General features: G+C 61.1%; 8 protein-coding genes. 3 read left to right on the plus strand and 5 right to left on the minus strand.

What is annotated here, in order from left to right; all coding sequences use genetic code 11:
* From ACILSR_RS05110 to ACILSR_RS05125, 4 genes are read right to left on the minus strand one after another with little or no spacing between them, the layout of a single operon-like run.
* On the minus strand, positions 1–3,033 hold the full coding sequence (locus ACILSR_RS05110) for a hypothetical protein (RefSeq protein ID WP_395748650.1): 3,033 nt from the start codon (positions 3,031–3,033) through the stop codon (positions 1–3).
* Complete coding sequence (locus ACILSR_RS05115; protein ID WP_395748651.1) at positions 3,030–4,994, minus strand: hypothetical protein; 1,965 nt, start codon at positions 4,992–4,994, stop codon at positions 3,030–3,032. Before ACILSR_RS05115 ends, ACILSR_RS05110 begins: the two co-directional genes overlap by 4 nt.
* 5 nt (positions 4,995–4,999) lie before the next feature.
* The gene (locus ACILSR_RS05120; protein ID WP_395748652.1) at positions 5,000–7,747 is read right to left on the minus strand and encodes a hypothetical protein; all 2,748 of its coding nucleotides are present in this window, start codon (positions 7,745–7,747) and stop codon (positions 5,000–5,002) included.
* 4 nt (positions 7,748–7,751) lie between these two features.
* Positions 7,752–9,569 carry a hypothetical protein gene (locus tag ACILSR_RS05125; protein ID WP_395748653.1) on the minus strand — a complete coding sequence of 606 codons (1,818 nt, stop codon included), beginning with the start codon at positions 9,567–9,569 and terminating at the stop codon, positions 7,752–7,754.
* A 262-nt stretch (positions 9,570–9,831) separates the two neighbouring features.
* Between ACILSR_RS05125 and ACILSR_RS05130 the strand changes: the two genes are divergently transcribed.
* Positions 9,832–10,500: a hypothetical protein gene (locus ACILSR_RS05130; protein ID WP_395748654.1), complete on the plus strand. Its 669-nt coding sequence runs from the start codon at positions 9,832–9,834 to the stop codon at positions 10,498–10,500.
* A 15-nt stretch (positions 10,501–10,515) separates the two neighbouring features.
* On the opposite strand, the gene ACILSR_RS05135 is transcribed toward ACILSR_RS05130, so the two are convergent.
* Positions 10,516–11,511, minus strand: coding sequence for a Kelch repeat-containing protein (locus ACILSR_RS05135; RefSeq protein WP_395748655.1), 996 nt, complete (start codon positions 11,509–11,511; stop codon positions 10,516–10,518).
* Positions 11,512–11,696: 185 nt separating this feature from the next.
* Here ACILSR_RS05135 and ACILSR_RS05140 point away from each other — a divergent pair, with 185 nt between their 5' ends.
* Positions 11,697–12,824 carry a prenyltransferase/squalene oxidase repeat-containing protein gene (locus ACILSR_RS05140; RefSeq protein WP_395748656.1) on the plus strand — a complete coding sequence of 376 codons (1,128 nt, stop codon included), beginning with the start codon at positions 11,697–11,699 and terminating at the stop codon, positions 12,822–12,824.
* A 95-nt stretch (positions 12,825–12,919) separates the two neighbouring features.
* Positions 12,920–15,442 (plus strand): PSD1 and planctomycete cytochrome C domain-containing protein, encoded by a 2,523-nt coding sequence (locus ACILSR_RS05145; RefSeq protein WP_395748657.1) that lies wholly within the window; start codon positions 12,920–12,922, stop codon positions 15,440–15,442.
* Positions 15,443–15,455: the final 13 nt, after the last annotated feature.

Genomic DNA, 15,455 nt, shown 5'->3' on the forward strand with positions numbered 1-15,455 from the left:
TCAGGGAACTGTTAGGAAGACGGATTCGTTGAGCACGGGCTTGGACTCGACTCCGGGAGAGGAGAGAGCGTCCTGGTACTGCTTTGCGAGGGCTTTGCGATCCGCGCTGACGACAAACACGGGACTGAGGGGAAGGGATGCGGAGGCGATGATGGGTGTGGTGGAGCCGGAGGCGGCGGCACCCGCGTGGGGATTGGTGACGAGGAGGGGCTTGCCACCGTCCTTGCCGACGACCCAGAGCTCTGCGGAGGAACGGCCCTGGGTATTGAGGACGAGGGACAGGTCTGTCTCGACGTATCCGGCAAATTTGAGGCCGGCATTGGCGACGGCGCGCAGGTAGGTGCGGCGGGCGGAGGCCTCCGTCATGTAGGAGTGGTCTTTGCAGGATTTGAAAAAGGAGGCGAGAGGGGCGTTCCACTTTTCACGCATGGATGGAATGAGCCAGTCCTCGCTACGCAAAGAGGTGGAGGCGAGAATGCGGCGGAGCTCGCGGATATCCTGCTGGAGGGAAGGGCAGAGGTGGTCTCCCCAGGCATAGGGGCGGAGCTTCACGATGTCGTAAAGCTTGAGCATGACGTAGGCTTTTGCGACGGGGCTGCCGTTGGTGTCCCGGAGCAGCTTGTCGAAGGCTTCCAGAAGGGGGCGCTGGACGCGCTCTCCTTTTTCATCGGTGATGCGGCCGAAGTCCATGAAGTTCATGAACTGGCTGGTCTGGCTGAGGCGGGTGGACTGCACGGCGTCTCCCTGGTAGCTGCCTGCGGTGCCAGCGCGGGTGAAGCTCTGCTGGACAAACATGACGGTATTGACGGCGGGGTCCGGCATGTAGAACTTGGTGCTCCAGCGGGTGGAGCCGCCGATGACGGTCTCCTCGGGCTTGCTGGTGGACCAGATGGTGGAGGAGGGCTTGTTGCTGGAGTAGTGGAGGAGCGTGCTTTCGAAGATGTTGTTCAGGCGCTCGTCATGAAGGAGGCTGAGGATGCCCTTCAGATCGGCCTCCAGCAGGGTGTCCGGGTACATCTGGCGGCCGGACTTGTCATCGAGAATGGCTTGCAGCATGTCCTGGTCCCCGCTGGTATAAAGTGCTGCCTGGAAGGCTTTCTCCGACGGCATGGTGTCGAGCATTTTGGTGGCGGGGGCGGCCTCGGCGAACTTGACGGCCTGCCATTTGGCGACGGCCTTGCGATACTCCTCCAGGGTTTTGGCGGCGGAGGTCTCGGTGCGGAGCGTGGCAAAGGACTGGATGTCATCCTTGTAGGCATTGAGGCGCTGGCGCTGGGCCTTGATGCGGGTTTCGAGATCCGCAGGAAGCGCGAGGGCGGGAACCTCCGGCTTGAGCAGGGCTTCGAGAGGCTGGAGCTGCTGGTCGAGGGCATCCCGGCTGGTGCGGACACTGGCGACGAGTTTTTCGTGTGAGAGCTCTTCGGTGCTGGTTTTTTCAATCTGGCCCAGGGTGGTGGCGGTGCGGGCGGAGAGGTCCTTGAGGACGGTGGCGAGGTGGAGGTCTGCCTTGGTCTTGAGGGCGGTGAGGCGGTTTTTCTGCTTGGAGGCGAGATCGCCCGCGAGCTGCTTTACCAGGGTCTCGGCGTCGGCAAGCTGCCTGACGAGCTGGGAAGGAGGGAGCTTGGTGCTGTCTCCGTCGAAGGCTTTCTCCAAAGCGAGGAGGGCTTCCTGGGCCTGCTGATCGGTGCTCTTGGCCTTGGAAGCCCAGGCGCTGACTTCCTCGATCTTGGCCTGAAGGTAAGGCCAGCGGAGGAGGAGGTCCTCCTCGGTGCGCAGTTTTTTGATGAGGTCCTGCGCGGCGGTGGTGCTCTCCTTTTTCTGATAGGAGGCGAGCTCCTGGGTGAGGGACCAGGCTTTCCAGGCGTGGAGGCAGACAGCGGAGATGCAGCAGAGAAGCACCAAGGCGGCGGCAGCCATGGACATGGTGCGGATGCGCCTGGCGCGCTGCATGCGCTCCAGGCGGGCGCGGAGCTCCTGACCGGCGGTGCGGAGGCGCTGCAGGGCATCGTTGGCGACGGGCAGTGAGTAGGCCTCGAGCTCCTTCCAGCGTTTGACGAAAGTTTCGTCTTTCTCGGCGACTTCGGCAAAGGTGACGCCGGAGCCGGTGAGGAGACGTGTCTCCACCTCCTCCACGAAGACGATGAAGCTTTTGAGGGCGCGGTCAAAGCTGCGCTGCTTTTCGTCGGCGGCCTTTTCCTTCTGGAAATAGCGCGTGAGGTCCGTCATGGCGGACTGCTGCTCGTCATCGGCAGGGACCAGGCCGTGCTCTGCGATCAAGGCGTCCAATGTTTCGAGGAGTTTGCCGACCTGGTGCCACTGGCCTTCGGCTTTGAGGGTGTGCATGGTGGCGAGCATGCCGGGGACGCGGGCCTGGGCCTGCCTGCGGCGGAGGGCCTGGCGGATGTCCTCGCCCTGATGGAAAACGTCCAGGCGCTCGAGCTTGGCCGGAGGGGCGACGGCCTTGATGCCTTCGGTGAGAGAGGCGATGCGCTCTTCGTCGTCGGTCTTGAGAGCGTCGCGGAGGAGGTCGATCTTTTCCTGGAGGCCTTTGTTTTCGAGGCGCTGGAGCTCCTTGCGGGCGTTGTCGTCCTGTGGATTGAGCTTGAGGATGGTGCGGACGATGCGGAGCGATTTCTCGTCATCGCGCGAGAGGACGGCGGAGCGGAAGTCCTTGTAGAGCGGATGATTGGCGGAGATGCCCTTGGCATAGAGATTCTCCAAGTCCTGAATGATACGCGCATTGAGGCGGACGGCGGTCTTGAGGCCGTGGGATTCGCAGTAGGCGTACCAGTTTTTTTCTTCGCCAAAGCTGAGGATGGCTGCGAGGTCGAGGAGCGGTGGTTCTTCCTCGGCGACCTGGAGGGCCTGGTAGTCGCTGCCTTTCTGGAGCATGGCGGAGACGCGGTCCAGGCGGCGCTCCGCATCTGCGCAGGCCTGCGCATAGGTTATGGCAGCGTCCTCGACGGAGGAAGGGGGAGACTCCTCTTTGAGGACGGCGCGGATAACCTCGATGGCATGGAGCAGGGGTTTCACGGGGCGGTAGGCTTGGTGGTAGTGGTGGTGATCTTGGGGGAGGCGGAGACGTTCAGCTTGCAGAGCTCGATCTTGCTTCCTGCGTGCTCGATCAGCAGCGTGTAACGGCCTGGCAGCAGATCAAAATGCACGGCAGGCTGGGCCGCGAGGGCTTTGAGCTGGTCGCGCAGGGCCTGCAGTCGCTCCTGTTTTTCAGTGATGCCCAGGGTGAGGGCCAGTTTCTTTTGCTCCCGCACGAGTGCCAGCATCCTCGGGTCAATATTGGCCAGTTCAGCAGCGTCTTTTTGAATGCCCGCCTCGAGTTCGGCAATCTGGAGCCCGAGTGTCTGAATGCTCTGGCTGTGGGCCGAGTAGCTCGCGGGCGCGATCACCTCAAACGAAGAATCGACGGTGTGTTTGAGCTCGTAGATCTTCTGCTCGGAAGCCGTGCCATCGAGCCGCAAGGCATAGGCAGGACGGGTCAAGCTCAGCAGGTGAAGGCGTGGGATGAAGCCTGCGGGCAGGCGCAGCGTGGCCGTGGCAAAATTGTCCGCAGCAGCGGGGAGTTCCGTCGTGAACAGAGGTCTGGCAACCACGCTGTGGAGAGGGAGCACCCGAAGATCGAACAGCACCTGCATGCCGTCTTTGCTGCGTGCCACGAGCCGGAGGCCATGGGCAGGGCTTCGCAGTTGCTTCGGCAGCGCCACCAGAGCGCCGCTATTGGAAATGCGGACCATCTCATTCAGCGGCGCGAGCCTGGAGGGGCCGAAGTTGATCTCATTGCTGCTTTCGATGCTGACCGAGTGCCAAGGCTTCAATTCACCATCTCTGGGTTCGGCCTTGCCATCTGGGCTGGGGTGCGCATCCCAGGCTTCACCGACATAGAGCTGCATGTCCGCCGCCACTTTCAGTTCGGTGACCATGGCTGAGGGATCTTCGCCGGGCTTGAGCAGAAGCACATGAATGTCATGACTGAGAGGAAGGGCGTCTGCGTCCTCCGCCATCACTTTCGGTTTTGAATTTTCGGTGGGCTGGTTTGCGCTGTCCTTCTTGTTTTTGTCGGCCACCTGGCTGGCGGCGGCCATGTCCTTGTCATGCTGCTTCTGCGCCTTTTCGTGCAGCCACTCGGGCAGCGAGGCATCGGCGAAGTTCATTTCCGCTGCGGCGCTTGGGGAGGGGCCGTCGAGGTCTTCCCACAGTTTCAGCCAGCGCTGAAACTCGGCATCCATGGGGCAATTTTGACGCTCCAGCAGTTCAGCCAAGTCCGCCCATTGCGACCGGCTGTAGTGGTCAGGCTCCGCGCGGCTGAGCAACTCCTTGGCCCGGGAGTTCAGGGGTTGCAGCAGTGCGATGGAAGGCGCGGGCGGGGCGCTCAGTTTGACGTACGCAGCCAGCTTCTTCCACAGGGCATTGCGTGCCAGCTCCCATCTGCGGAAGGCGGTGTAAAGGCTCGCTGCGGTGGCGGTGCCTTTCTCGACTTTGGCCCAGGGACTGGCGTGCAGAGCGGCCCACTCATCCAGCCGTACCTTGAACTCACCCATGTCATTCTGGTTGCCGTCAGGCATGGACAGCGCTGCCTGCGCCTCCGGTTTTTCCAGCACCTGCTTCATGCTGCGGAAAAAGGCTTCGTGTGATTTCAGCAGCTTCTTTCCTTCAGCCAGGTCCGGCTGCTCTTCGAGAAACCTCCGCGAGTCTTCGAGGATGATTCCGTTCTGTTTCCAAAGCTTCTCGATGGCTCCGGCATACGCATCGCGTTCCTTGATCTCTTGCTGCTGTTGCTGGAACTTCCAGAGCAATCCTCCGCCCACCGTGAAGATCAGCAGTGCCGAGATGGCGAGAGAGATGCCGATGTAACTCCTCGTGCCTTCTGGCTGCGCCACGGCATCCTGGCTGCCCACGGAACCACCACCCACATCTTCCCTGGAAGAAGCAGGCACCTCCTTTCGGAGAGCGGGTTGGAAAGCCGCGGTGTCTTGGAGCAAGGGGTTCAAGGGGCAGGAGGCTTTTTGGATTGCGGCAAAATCTGCACTCTGCAGATGTCCAAGACGACACTGGAATCAGTCAGTGCAATGAGGGTGTATTCTCCCGCGACGGGCGCCTTGGGTTTCGGAAGCTCCCTGGGCCTTTCCAGTTCAGCAAGTTTGCTTTCTGCTGCTGCCAATTCGTCCCGTTTGACTGCAATGGCGGTTTCGTACTGCTTGAGCTTCGTCTCGTAATCTGAAAGGCTGCTCTTGAGATTTGCCTTGAGCGATTCCTGGCTTTTGATCCCATCCTTGATGGCTTGAATAAGCTGTTTCTGACTCGCTATAGCCAGGTTGTCTGTCGTGGCGGCCATTTGCGGGACACTGAGCGTGCATTTTTCGCCCTGAAGGCTGATGTCCCAAAGCTCCCCTATGTTCCCCGGGGGGCGCAGCTTGTATTGAGTTTTGACATTGATGAAACGAAGGCGGGCAATCAGCTGACCGAGTTCAGCCGATTCCAAATTCTCGGAAGAATGAGTCAGGGCGGTGCTGACGGCATATGACAGCAAAGGCTGCGAAGTTGCTTTTGCAGGAAGGATTCGCAGATCGAACAGAACGCTGATCCCATCTTTGCTGCGGCCCACGAGACGGAGGCCGTTGGCGGCGTTGCGATGAATCTCCGCCATGGCCGTCAGGTTGCCGTCATGGGACAAGCTTATCGTGTCAGAGAGATTTGGCCCGAACGTTGTGCCATTTGGATTATCCAAGGGAATTACCCTCCACAGCTTCAGTTCGCCATCTTTGGCTTCTGTTTTGTCATTGGGGGTGGGATGCTTGTCCAAGGCGCCGCCAACATAGAGCTGCATGTCTTTGGCCACATTGAGCCCTGAGACTTTGCCTACGGGATCTTCACCAGATTTGAGCAGGAGAACATGGATCTGATGCTTCCCTGGAAAGGCGTCCGCGTCTTCAAACAACACCTTGGGCTTTTGAGTTTCATTGGTCTGGTCGGGCTTCTCCTGCTTGCCTTTGTCGGCCATCTGGCTGGTGCCGGCCTTGTCCAGCTTTTCCTTCACGGCCTTGGCCTTGGCAAGCAGCCAGGGGGGGAGGGTGGTGTCGTCGAGCACCTTCTCCACTGCGGCGCCGGCGCTGGAGTGAGGGCCATCCAGTTCCTTGCACAGTTTCAGCCATTGGCTCTCGGCTGTCATGGGACTCTTTAGACGATCCAACGAGGCAAACAGATCCTCCCAGGTCTGGTAGTTTTCTCGTGTGGGTTCCACACGGGTCAGCACCTCTTTGGCAATGGTCTTTAAAGGCTCCAGGAATGCGGCGGACGGTGTGGGGAGATCGTTCAGGTCGATGTACTTGGTGAGCTCTTTCTTCCAAAGGGTCTTGCGCGACTGTTCCCACTTGCTCAAGGCTCCTGCGACACTCACGACTGTTCCGGTGTCCTTGTCTCCGCGCAGTTTTTCCCAGGGACTGGCGTGCAGGGCGGCCCACTCCTCCAGCCGCGTCTTGAGTTCTCCCACGTCATCCTGGTTGTTGTCAGGGAGGCCGAGATCATTGGCTTTCTCAGGCTGGTGAAGCATCTGCTTGACCCTGCCGAAAAAAGACTCATGTGATTTCAGCAGCTTGTTTCCTTCGGCTATGTCCGTCTGCCCTTCGAGGTACTTCCGAGTGTCGTCGAGCAGGAGATGGTTTTCCTTCCAGGCCTTATCGATGGCGGCCTCGTAGGCGTTGCGCTCCTGTGTTTGCTTCTGCTGTTTATTGAACTGCCACATCAGTCCGCCGCCGACGCCGCCGATCAAGAGGACGGCGAGGACGAGGGAGATGGCGATGTAGCTGCGGGCTTTTTTGGGGGCCTTCTGGCGTGTGTCCGGAGACCAGCCGCCCATGGTGGAGATGGGGGCGGAGCCTGCGCTGGGGAGCGGTGTGCTGGCAGCTGACATGCCCTGGAACTGAGGCTTGGGCAGCGCCGGCACCTGCGGGGTGGCTGGGGCTTCGGTGGTAGAGGGTTCGCCCAGTTCCGGCAGCGGTGGAAGGGAGGCGGGGTGGGTGAGGTCCAGGACGAGGCGGCTGGAGTTTTCCACCTGGGACCGCATGGGGGAGTTGGAGGCCAGGGCGACCCAGCGGAAGTCCGAGAGGTCGTCATTCGGCTCCAGGCAGGTGGTGAAGCGGGTCTGCCATGCCTCCGCCGGAGAGGCGTGGAGGGATTCACGGAAGAGATCCAGGACAGGGGCGCCGGGAGGGGTGATGAGGTAGCAGCCTTTGAGGGCTTCGCGTGACCAGAGGAGGCTGGCGGAGGCTGCATTTCCGGTGATGGCGGCCCATGCGTGAGAGGGGCGGGAGGCGAAGGATGCGAGATCGATTTCCTCCGCGGAGTCGAGGAAGCGGGGGCCTTCGCTCCAACTGGTGCGCCATGACATGCCGAGGAGCACGTCCGCCGGGGTGATGCCAGCGGCGGCGAGGGCGCGGACCTCACGCGGCTCGGCGATGAGATGGTGCGCGATGTGATTGGTACGGCCAGTGTAGTCTGAGCCGGCGTCCTGCAGGCAACTGAGGACGTGATAGGTGCTGGAGCCAACGGTGAGGACGCGGGAGGTGTGGACGATGCGGCGGGGATCGTGTCCGGGAAGGCGGGCGAACTGGCTGAAGCGCTCCACTGCGGAGGCGAGCATGCCGGTGACGGCGCGATGGCGGGCGACGGTGCCGAAGCCGGTGCGGCCCGCCTCAAGGAGGCGGGGGGCGCTAGTGTAGATGAGCTGCCAGGCCATGAGATCAGTGCGCGGAGGTTGAAGATGGGATCATATCTGGAGTGGCCTGGGCGAGAACCCAGAGCGTGGGAGCCTCCACGTGGCGGGGATTGAGCTGCTTGGGGTCAGGCCCGATGCGGGGCGTGCCTTCGCGATCGAGGAACTCGACAGGGGAGCAGCCGAGAGGGCTGACGGCGAAGTAGCAGACATTGGAGGAGATGGCCTCGGCATTGGCGACGATGGAGGGGCAGGTGCGGACCATGAGGGCACGCACGCGTGCGGAGTTTGCCTTGATGTTGTCGAGACGGACCACGCCATCCTGAATGGCGGGAAGCAGGGGAGCCTCTCCGAGCAGGGTGGACCAGGTGTCATATTTGCCGACCATGACGGCGAAGGGAGTGGCGACGCGCTGGCGGGAGTCGAGTCCGAGGAGGCTCTTGATGCGGACTTCGGTCTCCGCGAGAATGACGTCCTGCTGATCGGTGCGGTGCTGCTTGATCTGGGGATCGGTGACGCCGCGCATCATGGAGCGGAACTCGGTATTGTGCAGGGGATCGAAGAGGAAGAAGATGCCTGAGGCGACGGCGATGTGCTGGGCACCGGGGGAGTCGGCGCTGTTGCGGGTGGGTTCGAAATGCTCGCCCGCATTGTCATAAAAGACCACGGAGAAGCCGTTCTCTGGAGTGTCGGGGTGGGAGAGCTTGAAGATGAAGGGCTTGGGAAGGCGGACTTTGCGACCCTGGCGCGGGAGGGTTTCGTAGAGCGCGCCTTCGAGGTCGGTCTTGGCGAGAAAGGCATCCTCCGGAGACGAGGAGGAGAAGAGCTGGGTCTTCATCTGCGTCAGGATGACGTTTTCAGAAGGGTCGGCATCGCGGAAGGTGATGCCGAAATTTTGAAAGAGGGTGGACTGGAGCAGCTTGACCAGGACGCTGAGGTAGTAGGACTTTCCGGAGGAAGGCGCGCCGACGACGGAGAAGATGTGGTGGGGGAGATCGAGGAAGCCCGGGGGGAGCTTTCTGCGGCAGTGGGGGCAGGCAAGCTCGGAGGTGGCGAGGCCCATGGCATCCAGGGCCTGGCCGCGGTCATTGAAGCGGGTGGCGTGGAAGCGCTGCATGGCTTCATCGCCGAGCATGGGATCGCCGCGGAGGCTGTTGTGAACGGCGATGTTCATGACATCCCCGCGGTCAAATTTGAACCAGCAGATGGGACAGGTGAACTCGCCGTATTCGCTGTTGAGCTCCATGCCGACGGGGGCTGGCTCGGGCACGGGTGCGTCAGCGCTTTGGCGGTCCATCCATCCTTGTTTTTCTTCTGGCGGCGGGATCATGAGGATGTCTTTGGCGTCATCGACAAAGAACCCCATTTGCTCCAAACCGTTCGGGACTAAAATCATCTGCTTGCGGGAGGAGGCCGAAAATGGCACGAGCCAGGAGCGCAGGTATTCGAGGCCAAAGGGGCCGCTCCAGTCGTGGGTCTCGCTGCTGTACACGAACCAGGACTGGTCCCTGCCGAGGGCCATCCAGGGATTCGGGCTGGTGTATTTGAAAGCCAGCAGGTGGCCGCCGCCGACCACGGTGTGCTCGTCTCCTGGCATGGATCTGAGGAATGCAGCGAGGGTGCCATTGATGAGCACGGGGGTGCTGAAATGCAGCTCCATGGCATCGCCACGTCTGTCGATTTTGCAGAAGACCTGCGGGCACTTGGGGGAGCTGAGATGGAGGTGGGAGTTAGGCGCTCCACCGATCACAAAGCTGGCATCGCCAACCGCAGCGCGATCTCCATTGTTACAGTTTAAAATGCAAAGTGAACCGTGATTGCTGTGCATTCTTGCCTGCTGGGTCATGTGGAGAGTTGAAGTAAACGTGAAGCCTGAGGTAAGTTTTTTGCCTAAAAGGCACTGGTCTATCTTCGGCGATTAGACCACTGACGATTCGCTGCTGCAATCAGATTCCCAAGGAAGCTTACGGATATCGATGCATCCGCTCCGCTGAGTGATGAAGAGGCGGGGTGTCCCAGCTTTGACAGACGATTGATGACAAATGAGCGCAAGAAGTGGGACGGGGGCGTATTTATGACTTTCACGAACCTCCCCCCTCACGCACGCCATGCTCCGCACCTTTCTTGTTTTTGCTGCCTTCAGCCTGCTGCCACTGGCGGCCTCCGCGCACTCGCTATGGATTGAGGAACTGCCGGAACATGCGGGACTCGGGGTGCGTTTCGCGCAGTGGGGGGATGAGTATGAGGTGTCCCCGGGGCATCTTGATTCTTTCTGGCAGGTGGCTGGCTGGACGGTGGATGGCAAAGGGGAGCCGCAGGTGCTGGACGTGGTGAAGAAGAAGGATCATTTCTTTCTGGGCAAAACGGATGGCACGAAGCCGGTGTTCGCTCAGGCGCAGTTCACGGTGCGCAAGCTGCATGAAGACAAGCCGGCGCGTGCGCCGATTTTTTACTGCCGCTGGCAGCCGGAGGGTGGTGGAGCGGGAACCCCGATGATGACGATGGATGTGGTGCCCACCGGCAAGCCCGGCGAAGCGCGGGTGTATTTCCGAGGCAAGCCGCTGCCGAATGTGGAGCTGCTGTTTTTCTCGCCAAAAGTGACGGACCAAAAACTGCAGGCGGATTCGGAGGGCTATGTGCGTGCGCCAGACATTTCCAAGCCGGGGCAGTATCTGCTGGCGGTGGCGCGGTATAGCGAAGACCTGGCGGGGTATTTCCAAGGGGTGCCGTATGGCATCACGAGCCACAGCGCGTCGCTGTACTGGACGGTGAAGTGAGGCCGCGGGAGGAGATCAGGAGCGTTTTTCCTCAGGCAGCGGGGCGGAGCCGGGAGCGGGAAGGGGAATGACTTCCGGGGGAGCTTTGCCTCCCTCGCGACTTTCGCCGCCGATGGCGACGAGTGTGCCTGAGCTGCCAACGAGGAGGCGGTGGAAGTAGCGGGGATGGGCGAGTTTGGCGACGGGCACCCATTTACCCTCGCGGAGTTCGAGGAGCCGGCCGGTCAAACCGCTGGAGAAGAGGCGGCCTTCGTGGGCGACAGCGGCAAAGCCAAAGCCGCCGATCTTGTCCGAGGGAAGAGAGGGGCCTTCGCTCCACTGGCCGGTGGTGGTGTCGAGGACGGAGACGGCGCTGGTGGTTTTGTCCTCATCAGTCATGCCGCCGATGGCGTAGATGCGAGAGCCGATGGTCTGCACGGCGAGGGCGCGGCGCTTGAAGGGCTGCGAGTGGATCTGCCATTGGGCATCCGGTTTGGAGAGATCGAGCGTGAGGTAGGTGTCGTGCCAGACGGAATCGGCATCTCCGGCCATGCTCCAGCCACCGATGACGTAGAGGACGTTTCCGGAGATGATGCTGTCATGACTGGAGCGGCGGTGGGGGAGCTTTGGCAGGGGGATCCACTTGCTGCTGGCGATGTCGAAGCGGGCGGCGGTCTCGCTGGACCAAAGGTCTTGTTTTTCGCCGGGAGCATTGCGTGCGGCCATGCCGCCGATGCGAATGACTGCGTTCTGGCTGGCGACGAGGGATGCGCCTTGAGCGGGTTCGTCCTTTGGCAGGGCCTCCCATTTTTCCGCGCCTGGTTTCCAGCGGAAGAGATCGCCGTGGACTTCATCGCGGTTGTATTTGTGGCGCCTGCCGCTGTGGCCGCCGTAGAAATAGAGGGAGCCGTCCGGCATGGAGGCGGCTCCAAAGCTGGCGACGGCCAGCGGCATTTCGGGCGGGGTGCTGTCCGCGCTGCGTGCGGAGGTGAGAACGAACAGAAAGAGGAAGATGAGGGGGAGAGCTTTCATGGAAATGCCGGCGACACAGCAGCTACGCACGAAGGTCGGGAGTTGGTTGGGGAAATGCGGAGGACGAAATGGCATGAACGGCAAACGATCGAAGTGCAGGGAATCATGGTCAAAAAAAGACCGGCGGAGCTTTTTACCCCACATCCGGCTTGAGGAAGAAATGCGAAGTGATGAAGTCTGCCGCCATGAAAACGATTTCATTTTGCTTCTTTCTGCTCACGGGTGCGGCGATGGCTCAAACGAAGCAGGAGGTGCAGGGGGCGATCAGCCGCGGGGTGGAGTTTTTGAAAGGGCAGCAGAACGCGGAGAGCGGACATTGGGTGACGAAGGAAGATCCGGCGCTCAGCGCGCTGGTGCTGTCCGCGATGATCCAGAATCCAGCAGGACCGGGCAACAAGGAGGAGCTCAAGCGTGGCTATGATTTCCTGCTGCGAAATGTGCAGCCGGACGGAGGCATCTACACCAAGGCGCGGTCCAACTACAACACGGCGATCTGCCTGATGGCGCTGGTGCTGCGAGCGAGCCATGACGATGAAGAGGTGATCCGCCGTGCGCGGAACTTTGTGGCGCACCAGCAGAACGATGCGGACACACCGGGCAAGACGGACAATCCATTCGACGGCGGCATCGGCTATGGCGGCGGGCAGCAGGGCGGGGCGCATGCGGACATGTCCAACACCTCCTTTGCGCTGGAGGCGTTGTATTACTCGAAGAAGATGTTTCAGGACACGGGCAAGCCGGTGGAGAAGAAGGAAGATCTGAACTGGGATGCCGCGATCCAGTTTGTCTCGCGCTGCCAGAACTTTAAAGCCACCAACGACCAGCCCTGGGCGGGTGTGGACAAGGAGAACATTGGAGCGTTTGGCTACACGCCGGTGCCGCAGGCTCCGCGCGGTGGGAAGAAGGATGGAGGCCCGGTGCCGATGCGCTACTATGGGAGCATCAGCTACGCGGGCATGCTGAGCTTTATTTATGCAGGACTGACGCCGGAAGATCCGCGGATGAAGGCGGCGCTGGAATGGCTGGGCAGCAATTACACGGTGGATGAGAATCCAGGCATGGGAGCTGAAGGGCTGTACTATTACTACCACACGATGGCCAAAGCACTGGCGACGGCCGGGATCACGCAACTGAAGACGAAGTCTGGGGCTGCTGACTGGACGGCGGATCTTTCTCGCAAACTGATCAGCCTGCAGAACAGCGACGGTTCCTGGGCCAACAAGGAGTCCGGCCGCTGGATGGAGAGTGACCCCGTGCTGGTGACGGCTTACACGGTGCTGGCCTTGGAGCAGGTGCATCGTGCGATGAAATAGAGCCGAGGAAGACGGGGGAGAAGCGGGGCGGAGAACTTTCTGGCAACCTTTTTGGGAGTGTCGTGTTGAACACGACAACTTGCTTCACTCCTCCCATGAAGAACCTGACCTTTTCACTCCTGCTTCTGGCTCCTGCCTCTCTGATGGCTGCGGATGCCGCTGAGACAGCGCATGCGGGCATCTCCCCGGATCAACTGCAGTTCTTTGAAAAGAACATCCGGCCTGTTCTGGTGCAGTCGTGCTACAAGTGCCACTCCGCCGAGTCGTCCAAGGTGAAGGGCGGGCTGACGCTGGATACGAAGCAGGCGACACTGCTGGGGGGCGAGTCGGGACATCCGGGCGTCACTCCGGGCAGCATCGCGGAGAGCAGCATTTACGAGGCATTGACCTGGAAGAATCCGGACAACCAGATGCCGCCGAAACAGAAGCTGCCTGACGAAGTCATTGCCAATTTCAGGAAGTGGATCGAGATGGGAGCGCCGGACCCGCGTGAAAACAAGGTGGCGAATGCGAGCGGTGGGAAACGGGTGATCGACATGGACGAAGGACGCAAGCACTGGGCCTTTCAAAAGCCGGTGAAGCACACGCCGCCCGCAGTGAAGACGGAAGGCTGGGCCAAAACGGACATCGACCAGTTTGTGCTGGCGGGCATTGAGGCCAACGGGCTGCACCCCACGCGGGACGCCGACCGGCCGACGCTGATCCGGCGCATCGCGTTTGACCTCACGGGGCTGCCCCCTACGCCGGATGAAGTGAAGACTTTCGTGGCGGATCAATCGCCGGATGCGGTGAAGCGGGTGATCGACATGTACCTTGATTCGGAACGCTATGGCGAGCGCTGGGCGCGGCACTGGCTGGACGTGGCGCGCTATGGTGAGAGCAGCGGCAAAGAAGTGAACGTGCTCTACCCGCATGCATGGCGCTACCGCGACTATGTGATCGAGTCCTTCAAGAAGGACAAGCCCTATGACCAGTTCCTCAAGGAGCAGATTGCGGGCGATTTGCTGAAGTTTGATGGCAAGCGCGACCAGGCGAACAAGATCGTGGCGACGGGATTTCTGGCGATCGGTTCCAAGGGGCACAACAACCGTGACCGCCGGCAGTTTGCGATGGACATGGTGGATGAGCAGATCGACGCCGTGTCTCAGTCCATGCTCGGACTCACGCTGGCCTGCGCGCGCTGCCATGATCACAAGTTTGATCCCGTGACGCAGCGTGACTACTATGCGCTGGCGGGCATCTTCCTGAGCAGCGAGACTTTGTACGGCACCTACGACCAGCTGCAGAACAACAACGCCTCAGGCTTGATCGAACTGGACCGCAGCGCGGGGCAGACGGCGGCGGTGGCGAAGATTTCAACGGCGGAGGTGGCGGAGCTGAAGGGGAACTACGAGAGGGCAAAAAAGGCGGCTGACGAGGCGCAGAAGGAGGTGTTTGCCATGAGGCAGCAGGACCGCACGAAGGCTGGTGCGGCGAATTTCCTGCGCATCCGCGGTGCACGCGATCGTGCAGAAGAAGTGAAGGCGGATGTGGATCTGTTTTATGACGATGGCACGCCGAGAACGCTGGCCATGGGAGTGCTGGACCGCCCGGCGCCCTTCAACAGTCCGATCCTGGTCCGCGGTGACATCAAACAGCCGGGCGAGGTGGTGCCACGCGGGCTTGTCGAGGTGCTGTGCGCGAAGGGCGAGCCGCTGAACATCTCTCCGCAGAGCGGCAGCGGACGGCTGGATCTGGCGTACTGGATTGCCTCGAAGGACAATCCGCTCACGGCACGCGTGATGGCGAACCGTGTGTGGCTGAAGCTGATGGGCAGCGCGATCGTGGCGACGCCGGACAACTTTGGTGCGATGGGGCAGAAGCCCTCCCACCCGGAGCTGCTGGACTATCTGGCGGTGTCATTCATGGAGAACGGCTGGTCGGTGAAAAAGCTGATCCGTGAAATCATGATGAGCCGCGCCTACCAGATGGGCTCGGGGTATGATGCGGGGAACTATGCGGTGGATCCCGACAACAAATACCACTGGCGCATGAACCAGCGCCGTCTGGAGGCGGAGGCGATCCGCGATGCGATGCTGGCGGTGAGCGGCACACTGAACCTCTACCCGGTGGACGGCTCGCCTGTGGCACGCGCAGGAGAGGGGCGCCAGGGGCTGATCTCGATCTTCCGTGGTGAGATGACCAGCAAGGCCTACACCTACCGCTCGATCTACATCCCGATCGTGCGCGATCAGATCCCTGAAATGCTTTCCGTCTTTGACTATCCTGACGCGAGTCTGGTGAACGGAGACCGGGACACGACGAATGTGCCGTCTCAAAGCCTTTACCTGATGAACAACCCGCAGGCGCAGAATGCGGCGGATGCGTTTGCAGCACGCATCGCCAAACACCAGGGCAGCTCCGCCGAGCGTCTGAGCTATGCCTATGAGCTGGCCTTTGGACGTGAACCGACGGCGCAGGAAAAGACGGCGATCAGCAACTTCTGGATGCGCTTTCCGCAGCAGATCGCGAAGGGGAACGGCAGCAGCAAGGAGGCGAAGGAGAGGGCTGAGTTTGCCGCGCTATCCGCCTTCTGCCAGAGCCTGATCGCCAGTGCCGAATTCCGTTATCTCAATTAAAGAACCGCCAGTA

It is taken from the genome of Prosthecobacter sp., from assembly GCF_044222565.1.
Classification (GTDB): Bacteria; Verrucomicrobiota; Verrucomicrobiia; order Verrucomicrobiales; family Verrucomicrobiaceae; genus Prosthecobacter.